The sequence below is a fragment of the Ignatzschineria sp. 22MB058224 genome (assembly GCF_058188435.1).
In genome coordinates this window covers 542,033-556,481 of record NZ_CP187366.1, presented here as the reverse complement: position 1 = coordinate 556,481, position 14,449 = coordinate 542,033, and the positions used below count along the sequence as shown (strand labels likewise).

The following is a 14,449-nucleotide window of genomic DNA, read 5'->3' as shown; positions in this document are numbered from 1 at the left end:
GCTCCTTATTGCGGTTCATCACTCATGCCGGCAGGTGTGTTGTGAGTGTGTCCAGTGAATGAAATGCCACTGACTTCAATATCCGGCGTTACTGTTACGCCCGCATTTGCTTCGACATGGGCTTGGAAGATCACCGGGTAATTAAATACCGCTCTAACAACGTTTCTACTTGTACCGCCGCCGGCACTGATTCCGCCCGATATAAAGACATTCCCGTTTAAATTAATGGTCGGCGCATTAACGCTAAATTGGTTCGCATTAACGGTTGATGTATCGGCATTTACTTCTGATTTAGTCGTATTGACTGTTGCGCTACTTTCAGCATTGACCGTTGCATCTTGCGTATTCACGACAACTGTTGACGCACTATTGATCGTGAGGTTTCCGCTGTTGTGATGAATGAAATCACCATTTTCAAACAAGATCTTAAAATCAAACTCCCCAAGCCCGGCGAATTGTTGGCTTGTGTCGAGTACTGGCAGAAAGCGATTGAGATTATTCTCGCCACCTTCCGACATAATTACGCCACCTTGACCAACTCGTGGATAACAGAAGATTGACGTACCGCCCACAAACGGCAAGCAATACGGCATCCAAGGCGACATTACGCCTTCTTCAAACTCGCATTGCACTTCAATAAAGCCATTACTCGTGCGGATTTTTGCAACTTCCGCCGTTTTAATAACTTCATTGATTTTGCGTAATTGGTCGGTTGGTAATAACATTAAAAAGCCTCGTTAATTAATTCATAAAGATGATCGAATACGATCTTCTCTTCTTGTTTATCCATTCCTAATAGCGTTCGCTCTGGATACTTCACTCGTGCATGCTCATTCACTTGTACTCGTTTGCCGTATTGGTGATTCTCTGCAATCTTGTGATTTTTCGGCTGAAATCGAACTGATGCATAACCTGCATTTGCTCTGACTCTCATTGAGCTTCTTCTACCGAGCTTTTGAAACATCTTCATGTTTTTATTTTTGCTTCGACGTTGGGGCTTTCGCGGTGTCATCGGTGTTCCATCGGCATTTCTATTTGCAAGGATCTCATCAGAGCGATGAGCTCTTAGAGCAATGGCCACTTTTCGTGAAAACTTCCGACGCTCTGCCGGGCTAACTCGTTTGAGAATCTCACCAAATTGTTCATTCAATGCATTCGTGAACACTGATCTGATCTCCTTCATTCACGATGAATTTACGCTTCACTTTGAAGACAAACTGCAATTCATATTCATCTTCATTAATGATTGAAACATCGTAGGTTAAGCCCTTCTCTAAATCCTCATCCGTGATTGTGCCGGCGTTATCTCTGTACCAGATCGCAGCCGCCGCGATAACAGCATGTGTATCTGCGGTGATTTGACGAACGTTTACTACAAAATCCTCATCCGTTATTAAGGAGCGGCCAATCATTCTTGGTTGTCCTTCGTCGATCCAAGCGTCGATATCCGCTTCAGATCGCACATAAGGCTTAAAGACTTTCTTTAACTGATTAATCATCGATTATCCTTTTTGAATTTTTCGTCAAAACGCTCAACGCGTAATTCAATCAAATTTAACCGTCGCTCTAAATCTTGGATCACTTGATCTGATCGCATTAAATGCTTCTCGAAATTCTCAAGCTTGATAAAGAGTTCACGTTGCTGAATAACAGACTCATTCACAGCTTCTGTTAAAGTTCTGATCTGATTCGATTGACTATTGAGATGCCATGTCCCGATCGATATCAGAGTCGATACTAAGATCGTTAAAACTGCGATCACGATCTTGAGTAAGCGCTGATCTAAAACTGCGTTAAATTCTGTTTTCATTGCAAATTCCTGTGTATAAATCCATGTAGTTTTCGAGTTGCTCTTTGGTTCCTTCGGTATCTTTGCTCGAACCAATAATCGGGTCAAAGATAATGCAAGGATCGGGGTTAATCTCGTAAGTAACCTTTGTCGCGCATGCGTTCAGTAACAGAGCGCTCATCAAGACTATTGCGAATTTGTGCATCTCTCTTTTCCCTTAAAATCTTGTGTGTTTTCTCCGCTGCTTGAACTCGCTGTTTGCTCGCTTCAAGCTCTTTCTCTGCTTGCTCTCGCTTCGATTGCTCTCGCTTGAAGAGAAGCCCAAAGATCAGAACAAATAAGAGCCCGGCGCTTGTGAGTAGTGATTTAATCTTTTTCATGCTCTTTCTCAATCTTCAATCGCCCAAGATCATTCAGTCCCTTTGATGGCAATTGCCCCATTGTTGCGATGAGGTAAACTGTTAACAGCCATTCAATGCCTTCATATTTTTGAAGTGTTGCGATAATCAGAATCACAGCGCCGACCAGAGCACCAATAAGTGCTAATCCTTTGTTGGTATCGACGCGGTTCTCACTATTCTTCAGCAGTTCTAAAAGCTGTAATCTCATGAGCAAATCCTTTGAAAGTTTGTGTTTTCTTGTAATTTGCGGATGCGTTCTGCGTTGTTGTCGCTACTTTCGATCACTTGCATTTGATAGTTTTCGCAAAAGTGACTCTCCATCAATTCACCGCTAAACTCTGGTCGTGGGTTTGAGCATGCAACGATTACGATCGCGACTATTGCGAGTGCGAACGTCATCATTAAGACTTTAAAGTGTTCTTTCATATTCATTGATACGCTCCTTCCAATTAATCCGACGGCTTGCAAGTAAACGATTGCGCCATCCTTGGATATATCGATATTGTGTTTTTGGTGAGATGATGACGTAAAAATCTAAAGTCCTGTAACACAGCGCTTCTATCAGTAATGACTCTGAAACATTAGAAATTGCGTTCAATGTATTCGGGCCAACTACACCATCATCTTTTACGCCAATTGCTCTTTGTAGAATTAAGACAGCTTGTTTATTCCCGCTATGAATAGAGAGCAGATACAAATTGAATGCCGCATCATGCATGATGCTTGATGCTAACGATCCATTCCAAAATGCTTTGCGATACAATTCCTTCGCTTCATCTTTGGTCATATTGATCATTGGTTTTTTGTAACCATAGCTTTCGGCAAGTCGTTTAGTGATTCCGTAGTTTGTTTCGCCACCGGGATCATGCGGATCATTCACATAACCGCCTTCAATACGAATCACCTCATCCGTATATGCTTGGAATCGGGCTTCTTGATATTTATCTAATCCCATAAATTAACTGTTTCCTTATTCTTTGGGCGCTCTTGCGGGATATAGATCACCGTTCGCACCGGTAAAATTGGCGGTAATGTGGCAAGATGACGATTCGCTTCGAGATTCAACACATCTTCAATAGCGACATTGATGTTATTGCGGTAGATACAGCCATCAATCGTTTCAAAACCATTTGTTGTAATTTCTCGAGCGACGTTCATATCAACTCCGCAAATGATTGTGATTCTCCAAGAAACATCCGTACCATTTTGAGATACTCCGCATTCCATGCGTCTGCGGATTCATCGACAGTTTGCATTTTGTCTTGCCCTGTTTTGCGAGCAAGATCAATGTCTTTGTAGTCATCACAAGTAAGTTTCTTTGCATACGCAAAAATGGCAGATTCAAAGAGAATCTCTTGTCGGTTACGATCTCCAACGCTTGCAGATGGCACTTCACTCAAATGTTGATAGCCTGCTGTTCTTTGGATCTCTTCGTAATCCGCAACATCATCTAAAAAGACAATAAAAGCGCGCTCTAAGAAATAGCGTGCCGCTTTATCTTCAACAATGGTCGGGACTCTGGCTTTATCGCGAAAATCCTTCACATTAATATCTGGCCAAAAATCTCCAGTGGTTAATGTAAGCTGATGACTTGTTTCTGATTTTGCAATAACTGACATATTTGCCTCATCTATAAATAGGTATGGGGGTGGATGTGCTTCGTGCTTTCAATAGATTATTCAGCACTTGCACAAGCCCCCAACGCCGCGCGAGGGCGATAATTACTCTGCTGTTTCTAATGCTTTACGCTCTTCAATCGATTTCGTTAATGCTTTGAGCTTTGTTTTAACGCCGACATCTTGATCAAGCTCTAATGCTCTTGCCCAAAACGCTTCAACTTCATCCGCAACTTCAACGGTTGGTTCATCAGTCTCTAAGAGCTTTTCACCGAGTAATCGTAAGAATTGCGCATGCGTTTTTTCATTCACATCTTTATCCGATAAGAACGACTCAATCGCTAATGCTTCATCAATCGACATCGCTGCAATCTGCTCTCTGGCATTGTCCGATACAAAACTTGCAAGCTTGGTTTCAAACGGTGGATTAAGCTCATGCTTTGCCATATATTCAGCAATCATCAAGAATTGATCGATGTCACAAATATCAATTGACCAAACCAACATGTGTTGCAAGATCTTATCTTCATGACCTTGATCACCTTCAATAAGCCCTTTCACCCATGGCATGTAGTGGCCAATACGTTCTTTTTTGTAAGCCACTTTGCGTGGTGTACCGTCAAAGCTTTTGAGTACCGTTAAATCATTATGTAAATCAGCAAGCAATGAAACCGTCTCGTTTAAGAGCGCGGGATCTTGATCTTTACAAGATCTCGCTGCTTTACGCTGCTGAATTTGTCGCAGTCTTAAAGGCATTATGCTTCCTCCGCATCTACCAATTTCACGTTCGTTAAAATGACGATCTTGCGATAGTCTTTAACCGCATAAAACTCATTCGCTTCGTTGTAGAACTCTTCACGAGAGCGAGCATGGTTTTTCTGCATTCCCACACGTACCGATCCTTCTTGGGTGCGAATCGCAAGGTTTTTCGGGCTGGTTAAAATGAGTGTGTTGTCCGGGAAAAATGGTGGTGTTTCAGCATGAATACCGCCGGCAACAGTGGTAAATACTTTCTGCAAGCTCTTATCGCCCGCTTCTGTAACCGTCACTTTCTCAACCATTTTCATATCACGATCAACAAAGAATTCATCCGACGCATAGAGCTCTAAGCCGTTCTGCAATTCTTTTGGAATCATTGCTTTCATCGCAATTACTGCTTGGTCGAGTGATTCATAAGTACCGCCTTTACCAATCGTGATCCCTTCTTCAGTGCCATCGATAATGTTTTGCGGATAATGCTTGCGAACACGTTCGATAAAGCCGATATTCACATCCTGTCCAAGTGGATTTTTTGCCTTGTCAGTTGTTTTAGCGGCTTCTTTACCGTGCCATGCGATTTTCATCATATCGTTGCCTTTTGATGCTGATCGCTTCTCTGCAATATAAGCTTGGAACTTCGCGCGGTTACGGCGTGCCCAGCGGTTATATTCATCAAAAGTGATATGGGTATCATGTTGGGTTTTTACCGCTGTATAGCTGATTCCCATTAGACCCGCTAGATCTGAGGTTGGACGATCTTTCTCATTCGTATCGGTACGGCCAGAAACAAGCCCCAACTCTTCGGAATAGAGGTTCTCAACAACTTGTGCATCACAAGTATCGACATCGAGTTTTGCTAAGAACTCATTGCTGTTTTGTACTGCTGTTAACCAGTTGCGCTCTGAATCAGGTGCAAGTGTAAAACGTGCGCCTGCGCTCACTGCTTCTGGCGTAATTGAGTGCATTTCTGCTTGATCAAGTGTGAATTGCTCTGTTGCTGCAATAGCTTCTCGTGTTAAAACTGTCATTATTGATTCCCCTTAAAATTTTGATTTTTCATACTCGCCTTCAGGATCACTGATTTTTGGCGTTTGATAACTATTGGCCGGCGTTGTGCTGTACGTTTCGACTTTTTTGGAAAGTGATGTGTACTTCTCTTCGAGAGCTTGCAACTTATTTGTAAGCTCTAAAATATCGGCGTTACGTTTTGCATCATGTTTTGTGAACTCATCAGCAATTTGGGTAAATGCTTGTTCAAGATCATTGCGATCAAATGCAGATTTCTTCTTAAAGAGGTTTTTCACCAAGTTTGTAAAGAAATTCGCATCCTGTTCAGGTGCTTGATCTGTTTGTTTTGCATTCTCATCAAAGGCTAACTCACCTTCCAGCGCTTCACTTTTGAACGTTTCGATATTGAAGTTCTTAGAAAATTGCAATGCTTCCGTACCCAAGCTCGCGGGTGAATCCGTCACCGCTAAGCCAATGCAATAAGCTTTATTTGTGCCGGCAAAATTAGGGATCATTTCAATAGATGAATAGATCTTTTGTGCTTTTTCATTTATTTCAATCAGGTCATCCGAAACAGCTAATTGCGCATATAGTCCGCGACGCTGCTCTCCATTGATCGTGACATCTTCGGCTTTCAGTGCGATCACATCACCAAGCATTTTAAATATAGAATCCGATGTGATACCGCGAATATGCTCCATGTTTACTCGCGCACCATACGTTTCAGGATTGTATGTTGCCGCCATCTGGTCGATTTGTTCCGCTGTAATTTCGCGGCCATCAACCGTTTTACCCGAGACTGCTACTCGGAAAAACTTTGTTTTCTTTAATCCATGTCGAATTGCTTCGCTCATAATTAGCTCCATAAAAATTGATAAATCGTGCTCACACCAAGCCTTGAGACACATATTTACTTTTTTGCAACTCTTATGCGAGTTATCTCTGCTTGTATTATTTTTCGAAAAAATGCTCGCAAACCGCATAGCACGCTAACGATTCGAAAAAATATACAAGCAAGAAATACAAGCAGCGATCAGTAACAGCTTTTCACGAAAAAATAGACAATGAACAGCATTGAATAACTGAATAAATGAGATGTCATGATTGATTTACCACCACTAACACTGCCCAAAGATCACCAAGCAAGGATCCTCTTCTTTGCTGGATGGACCTTGAGTGATATTGCTACTCGGCTTGATACCGCTGTGAGCACCGTCGCTTATTGGCGGGATAAACAGAAGTGGGAAACATTAACAACATTCGACAGATTACAAGCATGTACAGAACTGCGGTATATGCATCTGCTCTTTAAAGAAAATAAGAGTAATGCCGATTACAAAGAATTTGATCGAATATGCAAGACACTCAAACAACTCTTTTTCCCTGTTCGCGAAGAAGAGAAAGAAGATAAGAAACGCATTAAAGCGTTTATGAAGATTGATCCTGAAGAATTCAGAGAAAAGATTAACGAATATTGGGAAGAACATGCATTCCCTTATCAAAAAGACTTTATCAAAGAGGCAGATTATTATTTAGATCTGCCAGAATCTGATGGCCAAGCAATGATCCTGAAAGGACGACAGACAGGATTTACATGGGCATTGGCAATTGGTAGAACACTGCGCCGAGCGATAAACAGAGGGAATGATCAAGTCTATATCTCTGCTTCACAACGACAAGCATTTAAAGCGCGAGATGATATTAAACGCGTTATTTTCGATATATGGGGAATCAAAGTTCCCGGTGTTGAACGGATCCAATTGCCCGGTGGTGAAGTGATTGAATTTTTAGGAGCGAATTATCGTACAGCACAAGGATTCTCTGCGGATGTAACGGTCGATGAATATGCATGGATGCTCGATTTTGAACAGTTAACCGAAGTTGTAAAAGCATGTGCAACACTCTCACAATTTAATATTGTGATGAGTTCAACACCAAGCCACGAATCACATCCTGCTTATGATGCTTGGATGGGAATTGGTGAAGATCGAATTGCGGTGAAGTTCAGCTATGAAGAAGCTCAAAAAGGGATTATGTGTAGTGATGGTATCTTCCGGAAAATTATTACGGTTGAAGATGCTGTGGCACAAGGCAATGACCTCATTAATGTTGAGCGTCTAAAACGACGACATCCCGAAACTTACCCAATGCTATTTATGGGTGTTTGGATGAAAGCCGGTGAATCTGCATTTAATGCACGACAAATCTTATCGTGTATGGTTGATACATTTGAAGAGTGGCCAGATGTATGGATCTCGCAAGGACTCGATCGACCCTATGGTAATAAAGAGGTCGTTATTGGTTATGATCCGGCAAAAGAGCTTGATATATCCGCTTGTGTCGTTATTGCCCTGCCAACAAAAGAGCATCCTTATCACCGCGTGATCGAAAAGTTCAATTGGTTTGGTGAAGATTACGACGATCAAGCTGCGAAAGTGGTTGATCTTACCACTCGTTATAACGTCAAGCATATCGGTATCGACACGACCGGCGTTGGTGCTGCGGTATCTGCTCGTGTTGAACGCTCATTAATTGGTAAAACGATTCCAATTAAAGAGATGAAAGGTTCAGCCGAGCTGAAAAATTATCTCGTAATGCAGATGCGCAAGATGTTTAAAGAGAAAATGCTCCGCTTTGAAAAAGATTGGACCGATGTCTTTGAATCATATCTTGCAATCAGGCCAAAAGTTGGTCGCAATCAGATCTTATATGAAACAGTGCGCAACACTCAAACCGCACATGCTGATTTCTCATGGGCAATTATGTATGGATTAAGTTACATCAATATCGACGGCACAACGTCAGAAGACAACGAAGCAACAGGAGTTTGGATTTAATGAAAGATTATACTGCGAATGTTTTTACATTTGATACAGCACAACACATTAGTGATCGTGAGTTTTATGATTTCCTGATCGGTGGAGATGGTTATAATGCGGATCTCTACTATCCTCCACGCTATAACTATAAAGATCTCAATAATGCTACATATTCAGCGTCATTGCATGAATCATCTATATATTTTAAAGCCGGAATCATTACCTCAATCTTTATTGAAAATGAATATTTATCAGCGATAGATTTCAATAAGTTCATTACCGATTACTTGATTTACGGATCTGGGTATCTCTATACAACGAAATCAAAACTTGGCAATAATCTTTCACTTCAACATCTAATGGCTTACTACATGCGTGTTGGCCGTAAAGATAACTACTATTTTGTAGCGAATACAGTGGATGACATAACCGAATTTAAAAAAGATGAGGTCGCTGTCTTCTCAAGTTATGATCCAGTGCAAAACATTTACGGACGACCCAATTATCTTTCTGCATTGCGCTCTGTGGATCTGAATCGTGAAGCCACCTACTTCCGCATTAAATATTATCGAAACGGCTCACATGCGGGATTCATTCTCTCAATTAATGGGAAGATCGATAAAAAGATCATGGATCGTATTACAGATAATCTGCAAAAAACAAAAGGTGATGGTAATTTCCGCAACCTCGTTTTGAACATCCCCGAAGGCAACGATAAAAGCATCCAATTAATACCGATCTCGGAAGTAGCGGCAAAGGATGAATTCTTCAATATCAAACGCATCACTGATGAAGATATTAATACCGCTCACCGAGTGCCACCTGTCTTGATGGGAATCACACCTAAAAATGCGGGCGGATTTGGCGACCCTGCGAAACATGCAACCGTCTTCTATAAAAATGAGATCTTACCGTTACAAATACTATTGCAAGGCTTTAATCGTGAACTTGGAATCAAGGCTTTTCAATTCAATAAATATCAAATAGAGGACTAAAAAAACTTTCGACCTTCGCACGGGCATATTACACGTAATGTGATTTTTCAACTAAAAATCAAAGCGATTAGAATCGGTACTTTCGGCAATCACGAATATGATTATTTCACATAATGTGGAGTAACAAATATTACACGACCCTCAAAAGCCCCATTCCTATGCGGTTTTTAAAACGATATTAATTACAAAACATTGCATAATTTTCTTATGTGACATTATCAGAATATTACAAATCTTAAGTTCTTTAAAAGTATTGCAATACCTAATCAATTTAAACTTCAAAAAACAACATTATGAATAATATGCACTTGCGAAGACCCCCCATCCGATAGATTCAATCTAGTAAATGAGCCTAGTATAGCCTCTTTTGGGCTATTATCATTTATATATATTTTAAGAATATCTCCTCTACGTAATGTAACCCGGAGATGAATGTTTGATTAGAAATTGACTGCTGCAATTATCTGTAATACTCTGTAAGTCTCCTAAACTACTATTCAGTAGCAATCGCAACATCTAGCTAAAAATCCCAATTGTAACAAATAAGCACAGAAAAAAGCCGCCGGTGCGCGAGGAGGGGCCGATTAAAAAAATTTTTCAACGGTTTTACCACTCTAAATGTGCATTTTTTTCGATTTTGACGCTTTTAGAACAAACAACTCACTAAAATTATCAAGTCGCTGAGATCATTTCCCTATTTAAAGACACAAAAAAACCACTGAAAATCAGTGGCTTCTATTTAGATAATTATCAATTAGACATTCCCCGCAAAAATATAACACCTCACAGCGACCCTTTTCAGTACGCTAAAAACACTTTTATTTTCGGTATATTTGGGGGACTCACATGACTGAAAAGCCTGTTGTAATGTGCTTCGAGTCAAACTTTTCCCTCGATACTCAATAAAGGGTTTTAGTACCTCATTTAAATTAATAGCGATCATATTATCGTTAGTTGAATGGTTAAATCGATCTTGATTTTCACTATAAAACTCCCAGAATTCACTTAATATTTCCTCATAAGCACTCTTAAATCCTAAGCTATCCATTTCCGGCGTAGTTAATCCAAGCTCTTGGGATACGAGTTTAAGTTGTTCATAAATAGCTTCTCTTTTAACGCTATGTCTCTCTTTCTCGAGTTTTTCAATAAGTTGAAGACGATATCTTAAAAGTGCAACGCTTGTTCTTTGCGGTTGTTTTCCGACAAACCCCTTTGTCCAATACTCCCAAAGCACATCATCACATTCTTCCTGGTATTGAATGATCTTATCTTTGAGCTCCGGTGCGACTTTATTAGGGCTAATGGAATATAGCCATGCTGGTAATTTACGAAGTGGTAGGCAAACCATTTCTCGTAGTTTTCCATCCTCACCAACTGTGGTCATAATGACCATAGTTGAATTGAATTTTTCTTCAATTTTTCGATACTGAGTTTTCCAATCTAACCCCATTTGAACCACGATTGGTTTCATTGCCACAAAGGGTTCATTGTCCTGATTTACTAAAACAAGATTATCTTGGTGAAATGGTACTGACATTAATTGCATACTTTCCTCCTAACTTAGAATATCGATTAATTCGGTAGACTTTTTAGTCAATGTTTCCATATAAGGATTCATCAAGGCATGCAATTGTTCAAGCGACATTGCTTCTTCGCGGCTAAAATCAAAGAGTTCGACGATAGTTTTTAAGCTAATTGAAAGCTCACGGACATCTTCAGCCGTATCATTTAATCGCCTTTCAAGTTGGCTGATCTCTTCTATTGTTTTTTCTGGAAGATTTAAAGAAAAAAGTTCAGATTTTAATTCATAGAGCGTTTGTGCTCTTCTTGCGTGCTTACTCATATTTTGACCTACTTGTTAATTTTGAAGTTAAATAAGACCCCAAAGGAATTGGGTGCCAAGAGGTTCAAAAGCCGACAAGTAGAACGGCCGGAGTTATTTCCCTTACGGGTATTGTATTCCTCACCCTCTCGGCGTAGAAAAATTGATAGCACAAAAAAACCGCGCTGACGGGGCGAATATTCCGCTACTTTATTGGCTTTTGACGACCTTGAACTGAATATAGCGTATTTAGGGTAAGAGGTCAAAAAAATAATATTGTTTGATATTTATACAAATACTGATTTGATTAGGATACTACGTGCATCTCTAATTAAAGGCATTCCCGTCAAAATTCCCGTCACATATATTTCAGTCAAACAAAAAGCCCGCTAAACAGCGGGCTTTCAATATTGTATATGGTGGACATAGCTAGATTCGAACTAGCGACCCCAACATTATGAGTGTTGTGCTCTAACCAACTGAGCTATATGTCCTAAGAACTGAAAAGGATTTTATAGGGTATCACACTTTCTGTCAACACTATATTCCAACTTGCTTACAATTTATACCATTCAGTCAAAATCATCATTTAAACTTGCTTTTTATCTTTTTGAGTTTATTTACTTTTAGCTTTTAAGACCCGCTAAAGTCATAAAGAAACGAATAACTGTGGCAATAACAAAAAGCGATACAACGCCACCGCACCAAAGTAGAATTAACCAACCAAATTGCTTTAATTTTGATGAACTTTGCATTTTGTTCTTTCCCTTTCTCAATTTTTAAAAAGCCGACTAATGCCGGCTTTTCATTTGATTAATAGCCTTCACCTGAAACTACTTTTCCTCGGAATACATAATAAGTCCAAAGAAGATAGGCAATAATAAATGGTAATAAGATCAATGTTCCCACTAAGCCAAACATTTGGCTTGATGCAGCCGATGATGCCATCTGTAACGTAATCTCTGGTGGCACGATATACGGGAAGAAGAGTGAAACAAATCCAACCATACCAATAACAACCGAAAGTACCGTTAATGTAAAGCGAACTCCGTTAGAGAACGTTTTATTTTGTAGAAGTAACAATAAGATAAATGCAATTAATACAATTGTGCCAACCACTAAGTAAAGACGTATGCCTGTTAAAAGTGGCGATAAACGATCAGAAAAGAACATAGCAATCATTAAGCCTAGTAAAACAAGCATTAATAGGACTATGATACTTTTTGAACGCGAAAGTAGCTGTGCTTTCAAGCTTGTGTGCCCTTTCATTGCACCCCAATATGTACCTAATAATGCAAACATAATTACTAGACTTACGCCTGTGAAGAATGAAAATGGCGAGATCCAATCTAAATCTTTCCCGGCAAAATGGATTCCCGATGCGTTTTGAACAATTGTAAATCCTTCAAGAAAAGCACCGGCCATTATTCCTTGCATAAAAGTGGTTACATATGAACCAACAACAAATGCAAGTGTCCAAATTTTCTTATGTTTACGAGGAGAATGCGTTCTAAATTCAAATGCTACACCTCGAAGAATAAGCCCGAAAAGCATAATGATTATCGGTAACATAAAAGCATTCAGAATCACCGCATAAGCGACGGGAAATGCCCCCATTAATGCAGCTCCACCTAATACAAGCCATGTTTCATTTCCATCCCAAACCGGAGCTATGGAATTAACAAAGTCATCTTGATCCTTCTCTGTTTTTACGAAAGGAAGAAGAATACCAACACCGAGGTCGAAACCATCTGCAACGATATAGACTGTCACACCAATAAGAATTACTAGCGCCCAGACAAATGAAAGGTCAAAAGTCATTATTTAGCTCCTTTTGAAAGCACATTATTCGTATCATTTGCTGATGATTTGTCATGGTGTATACCTTTACCCATTAGACGGAGCATATAGAAATAGCCCGTTACAAAAATCAAACAGTAAATAACGACAAAACTAATTAAACTTAAACTCATATGTAATGTTGAATGTGGCGATACGGCATCAGTGGTACGAAGTAATCCTTGAACAACCCATGGCTGACGACCAACTTCTGTCACAAACCAACCCGCTAAAATTGCGAGCAATCCTGCTGGCCCCATACAAACCATAAAAGTTAACCAAGATTTACTGGTATAGAAAGTACCTTTTTTACGTTGATACAGACTCACAACAGCAGCAAGGAGCATTAAAGCACCTAAGCCAACCATTACACGGAATGACCAAAATACTAAAGGAACATTTGGTCGATCGGCTTTTGGCACATCGGTCAACGCCGGAACCTGCTCTGTTGTACTATGTGTCAAAATCAGGCTTCCTAACATAGGGATTTCTATTGCGTATTTATTCTCTTCAGCTTCCATATCTGGCCAACCTACGAGAACTAATGGAGTTGGCTCATCACCTTCATTGCGCCAATGCCCTTCTATCGCCGCAACTTTTGTTGGCTGATGATGTAGAGTATTTAAACCATGTAAATCCCCTATAAAAAGCTGAACCGGTATGGTTAATACTAAAAACCACATCGACATTGAAAACATTTTTTTGAATTCAGGTGCTTGATCACCTTTACGAAGATGCCAAGCAGCGACAGCACCTACCATTAATGCAGTTGTCACAAATACTGCAAAGCCCATATGCATTAAACGATAAATAAATGATGGGTTAAAGACAACTGCTAACCAATCAATCGGTACAACACGATTATCAATAATTTCATAACCTGCTGGTGTCTGCATCCAACTATTTGATGATAGAATCCAAAACATTGAGAGGAATGTTCCTAGTGCAACTAACCATGTTGCAATAAGATGAACACCACGACTCACACGTTTTTCCCCAAAGAGCATTACGCCCAAAAATCCTGCTTCAAGAAAGAATGCAGTTATTACTTCATATGTTAAAAGTGGTCCAGTAATACCACCTGCAAAACGAGAGAACTCACTCCAATGAGTACCAAATTGAAATGCCATTACAACGCCTGATACAACACCCATACCGAAGTTTACTGCGAAGATATGACTCCAAAACTTGAAAATATTTCGATATTTTTCTTTTCCAGTTTTGTACCACATAAGGTGTATAACCGCTAAATATGCAGCTAGACCGATAGTAATCGCTGGAAAGATAATATGAAATGAGACCGTAAATGCAAACTGTATACGTGCAAGATCCAGTGCTTCAATGCCGAACATTTAGCGCTCCTAAGTTAGTAAATAAGAATTAAGAGCACAAGCGTAACAA

Annotated in this window: 20 protein-coding genes and 1 tRNA gene; 2 read left to right on the top strand and 19 right to left on the bottom strand. The window is 40.0% G+C overall.

Going from position 1 to position 14,449, the window contains the following annotated elements; translation table 11 throughout:
- Positions 1-5: 5 nt before the first annotated feature.
- From ACPF7B_RS02190 to ACPF7B_RS02130, 13 genes are all read right to left on the bottom strand, one after another.
- Positions 6-725, bottom strand: coding sequence for a hypothetical protein (locus ACPF7B_RS02190; protein WP_490506003.1), 720 nt, complete (start codon positions 723-725; stop codon positions 6-8).
- Entirely contained in the window at positions 725-1,165 is a 441-nt protein-coding gene (locus ACPF7B_RS02185; RefSeq protein WP_490506002.1) for a phage virion morphogenesis protein, read from the bottom strand. Before ACPF7B_RS02185 ends, ACPF7B_RS02190 begins: the two co-directional genes overlap by 1 nt.
- Positions 1,143-1,499, bottom strand: coding sequence for a phage tail protein (locus ACPF7B_RS02180; protein ID WP_490506001.1), 357 nt, complete (start codon positions 1,497-1,499; stop codon positions 1,143-1,145). The genes ACPF7B_RS02185 and ACPF7B_RS02180 overlap by 23 nt, the downstream gene beginning before the upstream one ends.
- Positions 1,496-1,810, bottom strand: coding sequence for a hypothetical protein (locus ACPF7B_RS02175; protein WP_490506000.1), 315 nt, complete (start codon positions 1,808-1,810; stop codon positions 1,496-1,498). The genes ACPF7B_RS02180 and ACPF7B_RS02175 overlap by 4 nt, the downstream gene beginning before the upstream one ends.
- A gap of 107 nt (positions 1,811-1,917) precedes the next feature.
- The gene (locus tag ACPF7B_RS02170; protein ID WP_490505999.1) at positions 1,918-2,169 is read right to left on the bottom strand and encodes a hypothetical protein; all 252 of its coding nucleotides are present in this window, start codon (positions 2,167-2,169) and stop codon (positions 1,918-1,920) included.
- Positions 2,156-2,398 carry a hypothetical protein gene (locus ACPF7B_RS02165; protein WP_490505998.1) on the bottom strand — a complete coding sequence of 81 codons (243 nt, stop codon included), beginning with the start codon at positions 2,396-2,398 and terminating at the stop codon, positions 2,156-2,158. The genes ACPF7B_RS02170 and ACPF7B_RS02165 overlap by 14 nt, the downstream gene beginning before the upstream one ends.
- On the bottom strand, positions 2,395-2,622 hold the full coding sequence (locus ACPF7B_RS02160) for a hypothetical protein (RefSeq protein WP_490505997.1): 228 nt from the start codon (positions 2,620-2,622) through the stop codon (positions 2,395-2,397). The genes ACPF7B_RS02165 and ACPF7B_RS02160 overlap by 4 nt, the downstream gene beginning before the upstream one ends.
- Positions 2,600-3,145, bottom strand: a complete 546-nt coding sequence (locus tag ACPF7B_RS02155; RefSeq protein ID WP_490505996.1) for a glycoside hydrolase family 108 protein — start codon at positions 3,143-3,145, stop codon at positions 2,600-2,602. Before ACPF7B_RS02155 ends, ACPF7B_RS02160 begins: the two co-directional genes overlap by 23 nt.
- Positions 3,136-3,348: a tail protein X gene (locus ACPF7B_RS02150; RefSeq protein ID WP_490505995.1), complete on the bottom strand. Its 213-nt coding sequence runs from the start codon at positions 3,346-3,348 to the stop codon at positions 3,136-3,138. The genes ACPF7B_RS02155 and ACPF7B_RS02150 overlap by 10 nt, the downstream gene beginning before the upstream one ends.
- Positions 3,345-3,809 carry a head completion/stabilization protein gene (locus ACPF7B_RS02145; RefSeq protein ID WP_490505994.1) on the bottom strand — a complete coding sequence of 155 codons (465 nt, stop codon included), beginning with the start codon at positions 3,807-3,809 and terminating at the stop codon, positions 3,345-3,347. The genes ACPF7B_RS02150 and ACPF7B_RS02145 overlap by 4 nt, the downstream gene beginning before the upstream one ends.
- A 102-nt stretch (positions 3,810-3,911) precedes the next feature.
- Positions 3,912-4,562 (bottom strand): phage terminase small subunit, encoded by a 651-nt coding sequence (gpM, locus tag ACPF7B_RS02140; RefSeq protein WP_490505993.1) that lies wholly within the window; start codon positions 4,560-4,562, stop codon positions 3,912-3,914.
- The gene (locus ACPF7B_RS02135; RefSeq protein ID WP_490505992.1) at positions 4,562-5,593 is read right to left on the bottom strand and encodes a P2 family phage major capsid protein; all 1,032 of its coding nucleotides are present in this window, start codon (positions 5,591-5,593) and stop codon (positions 4,562-4,564) included. Before ACPF7B_RS02135 ends, gpM begins: the two co-directional genes overlap by 1 nt.
- A gap of 12 nt (positions 5,594-5,605) precedes the next feature.
- Positions 5,606-6,427, bottom strand: a complete 822-nt coding sequence (locus ACPF7B_RS02130) for a GPO family capsid scaffolding protein (RefSeq protein WP_490505991.1) — start codon at positions 6,425-6,427, stop codon at positions 5,606-5,608.
- Between the two features lie 246 nt (positions 6,428-6,673).
- On the opposite strand from ACPF7B_RS02130, the gene ACPF7B_RS02125 reads away from it, so the two are divergent.
- Positions 6,674-8,410: a terminase large subunit domain-containing protein gene (locus ACPF7B_RS02125; protein WP_490505990.1), complete on the top strand. Its 1,737-nt coding sequence runs from the start codon at positions 6,674-6,676 to the stop codon at positions 8,408-8,410.
- Entirely contained in the window at positions 8,410-9,387 is a 978-nt protein-coding gene (locus tag ACPF7B_RS02120) for a phage portal protein (RefSeq protein WP_490505989.1), read from the top strand. The genes ACPF7B_RS02125 and ACPF7B_RS02120 overlap by 1 nt, the downstream gene beginning before the upstream one ends.
- A gap of 754 nt (positions 9,388-10,141) precedes the next feature.
- Here ACPF7B_RS02120 and ACPF7B_RS02115 read toward each other — a convergent pair.
- The 6 genes from ACPF7B_RS02115 to ACPF7B_RS02090 form a co-directional block, all read right to left on the bottom strand.
- Complete coding sequence (locus tag ACPF7B_RS02115; RefSeq protein WP_490505988.1) at positions 10,142-10,933, bottom strand: phage antirepressor N-terminal domain-containing protein; 792 nt, start codon at positions 10,931-10,933, stop codon at positions 10,142-10,144.
- A gap of 9 nt (positions 10,934-10,942) precedes the next feature.
- A complete protein-coding gene (locus ACPF7B_RS02110; protein WP_490505987.1) occupies positions 10,943-11,230 on the bottom strand; it encodes a hypothetical protein in 288 nt (95 codons plus the stop codon).
- Between the two features lie 396 nt (positions 11,231-11,626).
- Positions 11,627-11,703 (bottom strand) — tRNA-Met (locus ACPF7B_RS02105).
- 132 nt (positions 11,704-11,835) lie between these two features.
- Complete coding sequence (locus tag ACPF7B_RS02100; RefSeq protein WP_490505986.1) at positions 11,836-11,964, bottom strand: DUF2474 domain-containing protein; 129 nt, start codon at positions 11,962-11,964, stop codon at positions 11,836-11,838.
- Positions 11,965-12,022: 58 nt separating this feature from the next.
- A complete protein-coding gene (gene cydB / locus ACPF7B_RS02095) occupies positions 12,023-13,030 on the bottom strand; it encodes a cytochrome d ubiquinol oxidase subunit II (protein WP_490505985.1) in 1,008 nt (335 codons plus the stop codon).
- Positions 13,030-14,400 (bottom strand): cytochrome ubiquinol oxidase subunit I, encoded by a 1,371-nt coding sequence (locus tag ACPF7B_RS02090; protein WP_490505984.1) that lies wholly within the window; start codon positions 14,398-14,400, stop codon positions 13,030-13,032. Before ACPF7B_RS02090 ends, cydB begins: the two co-directional genes overlap by 1 nt.
- Between the last annotated feature and the right edge of the window lie 49 nt (positions 14,401-14,449).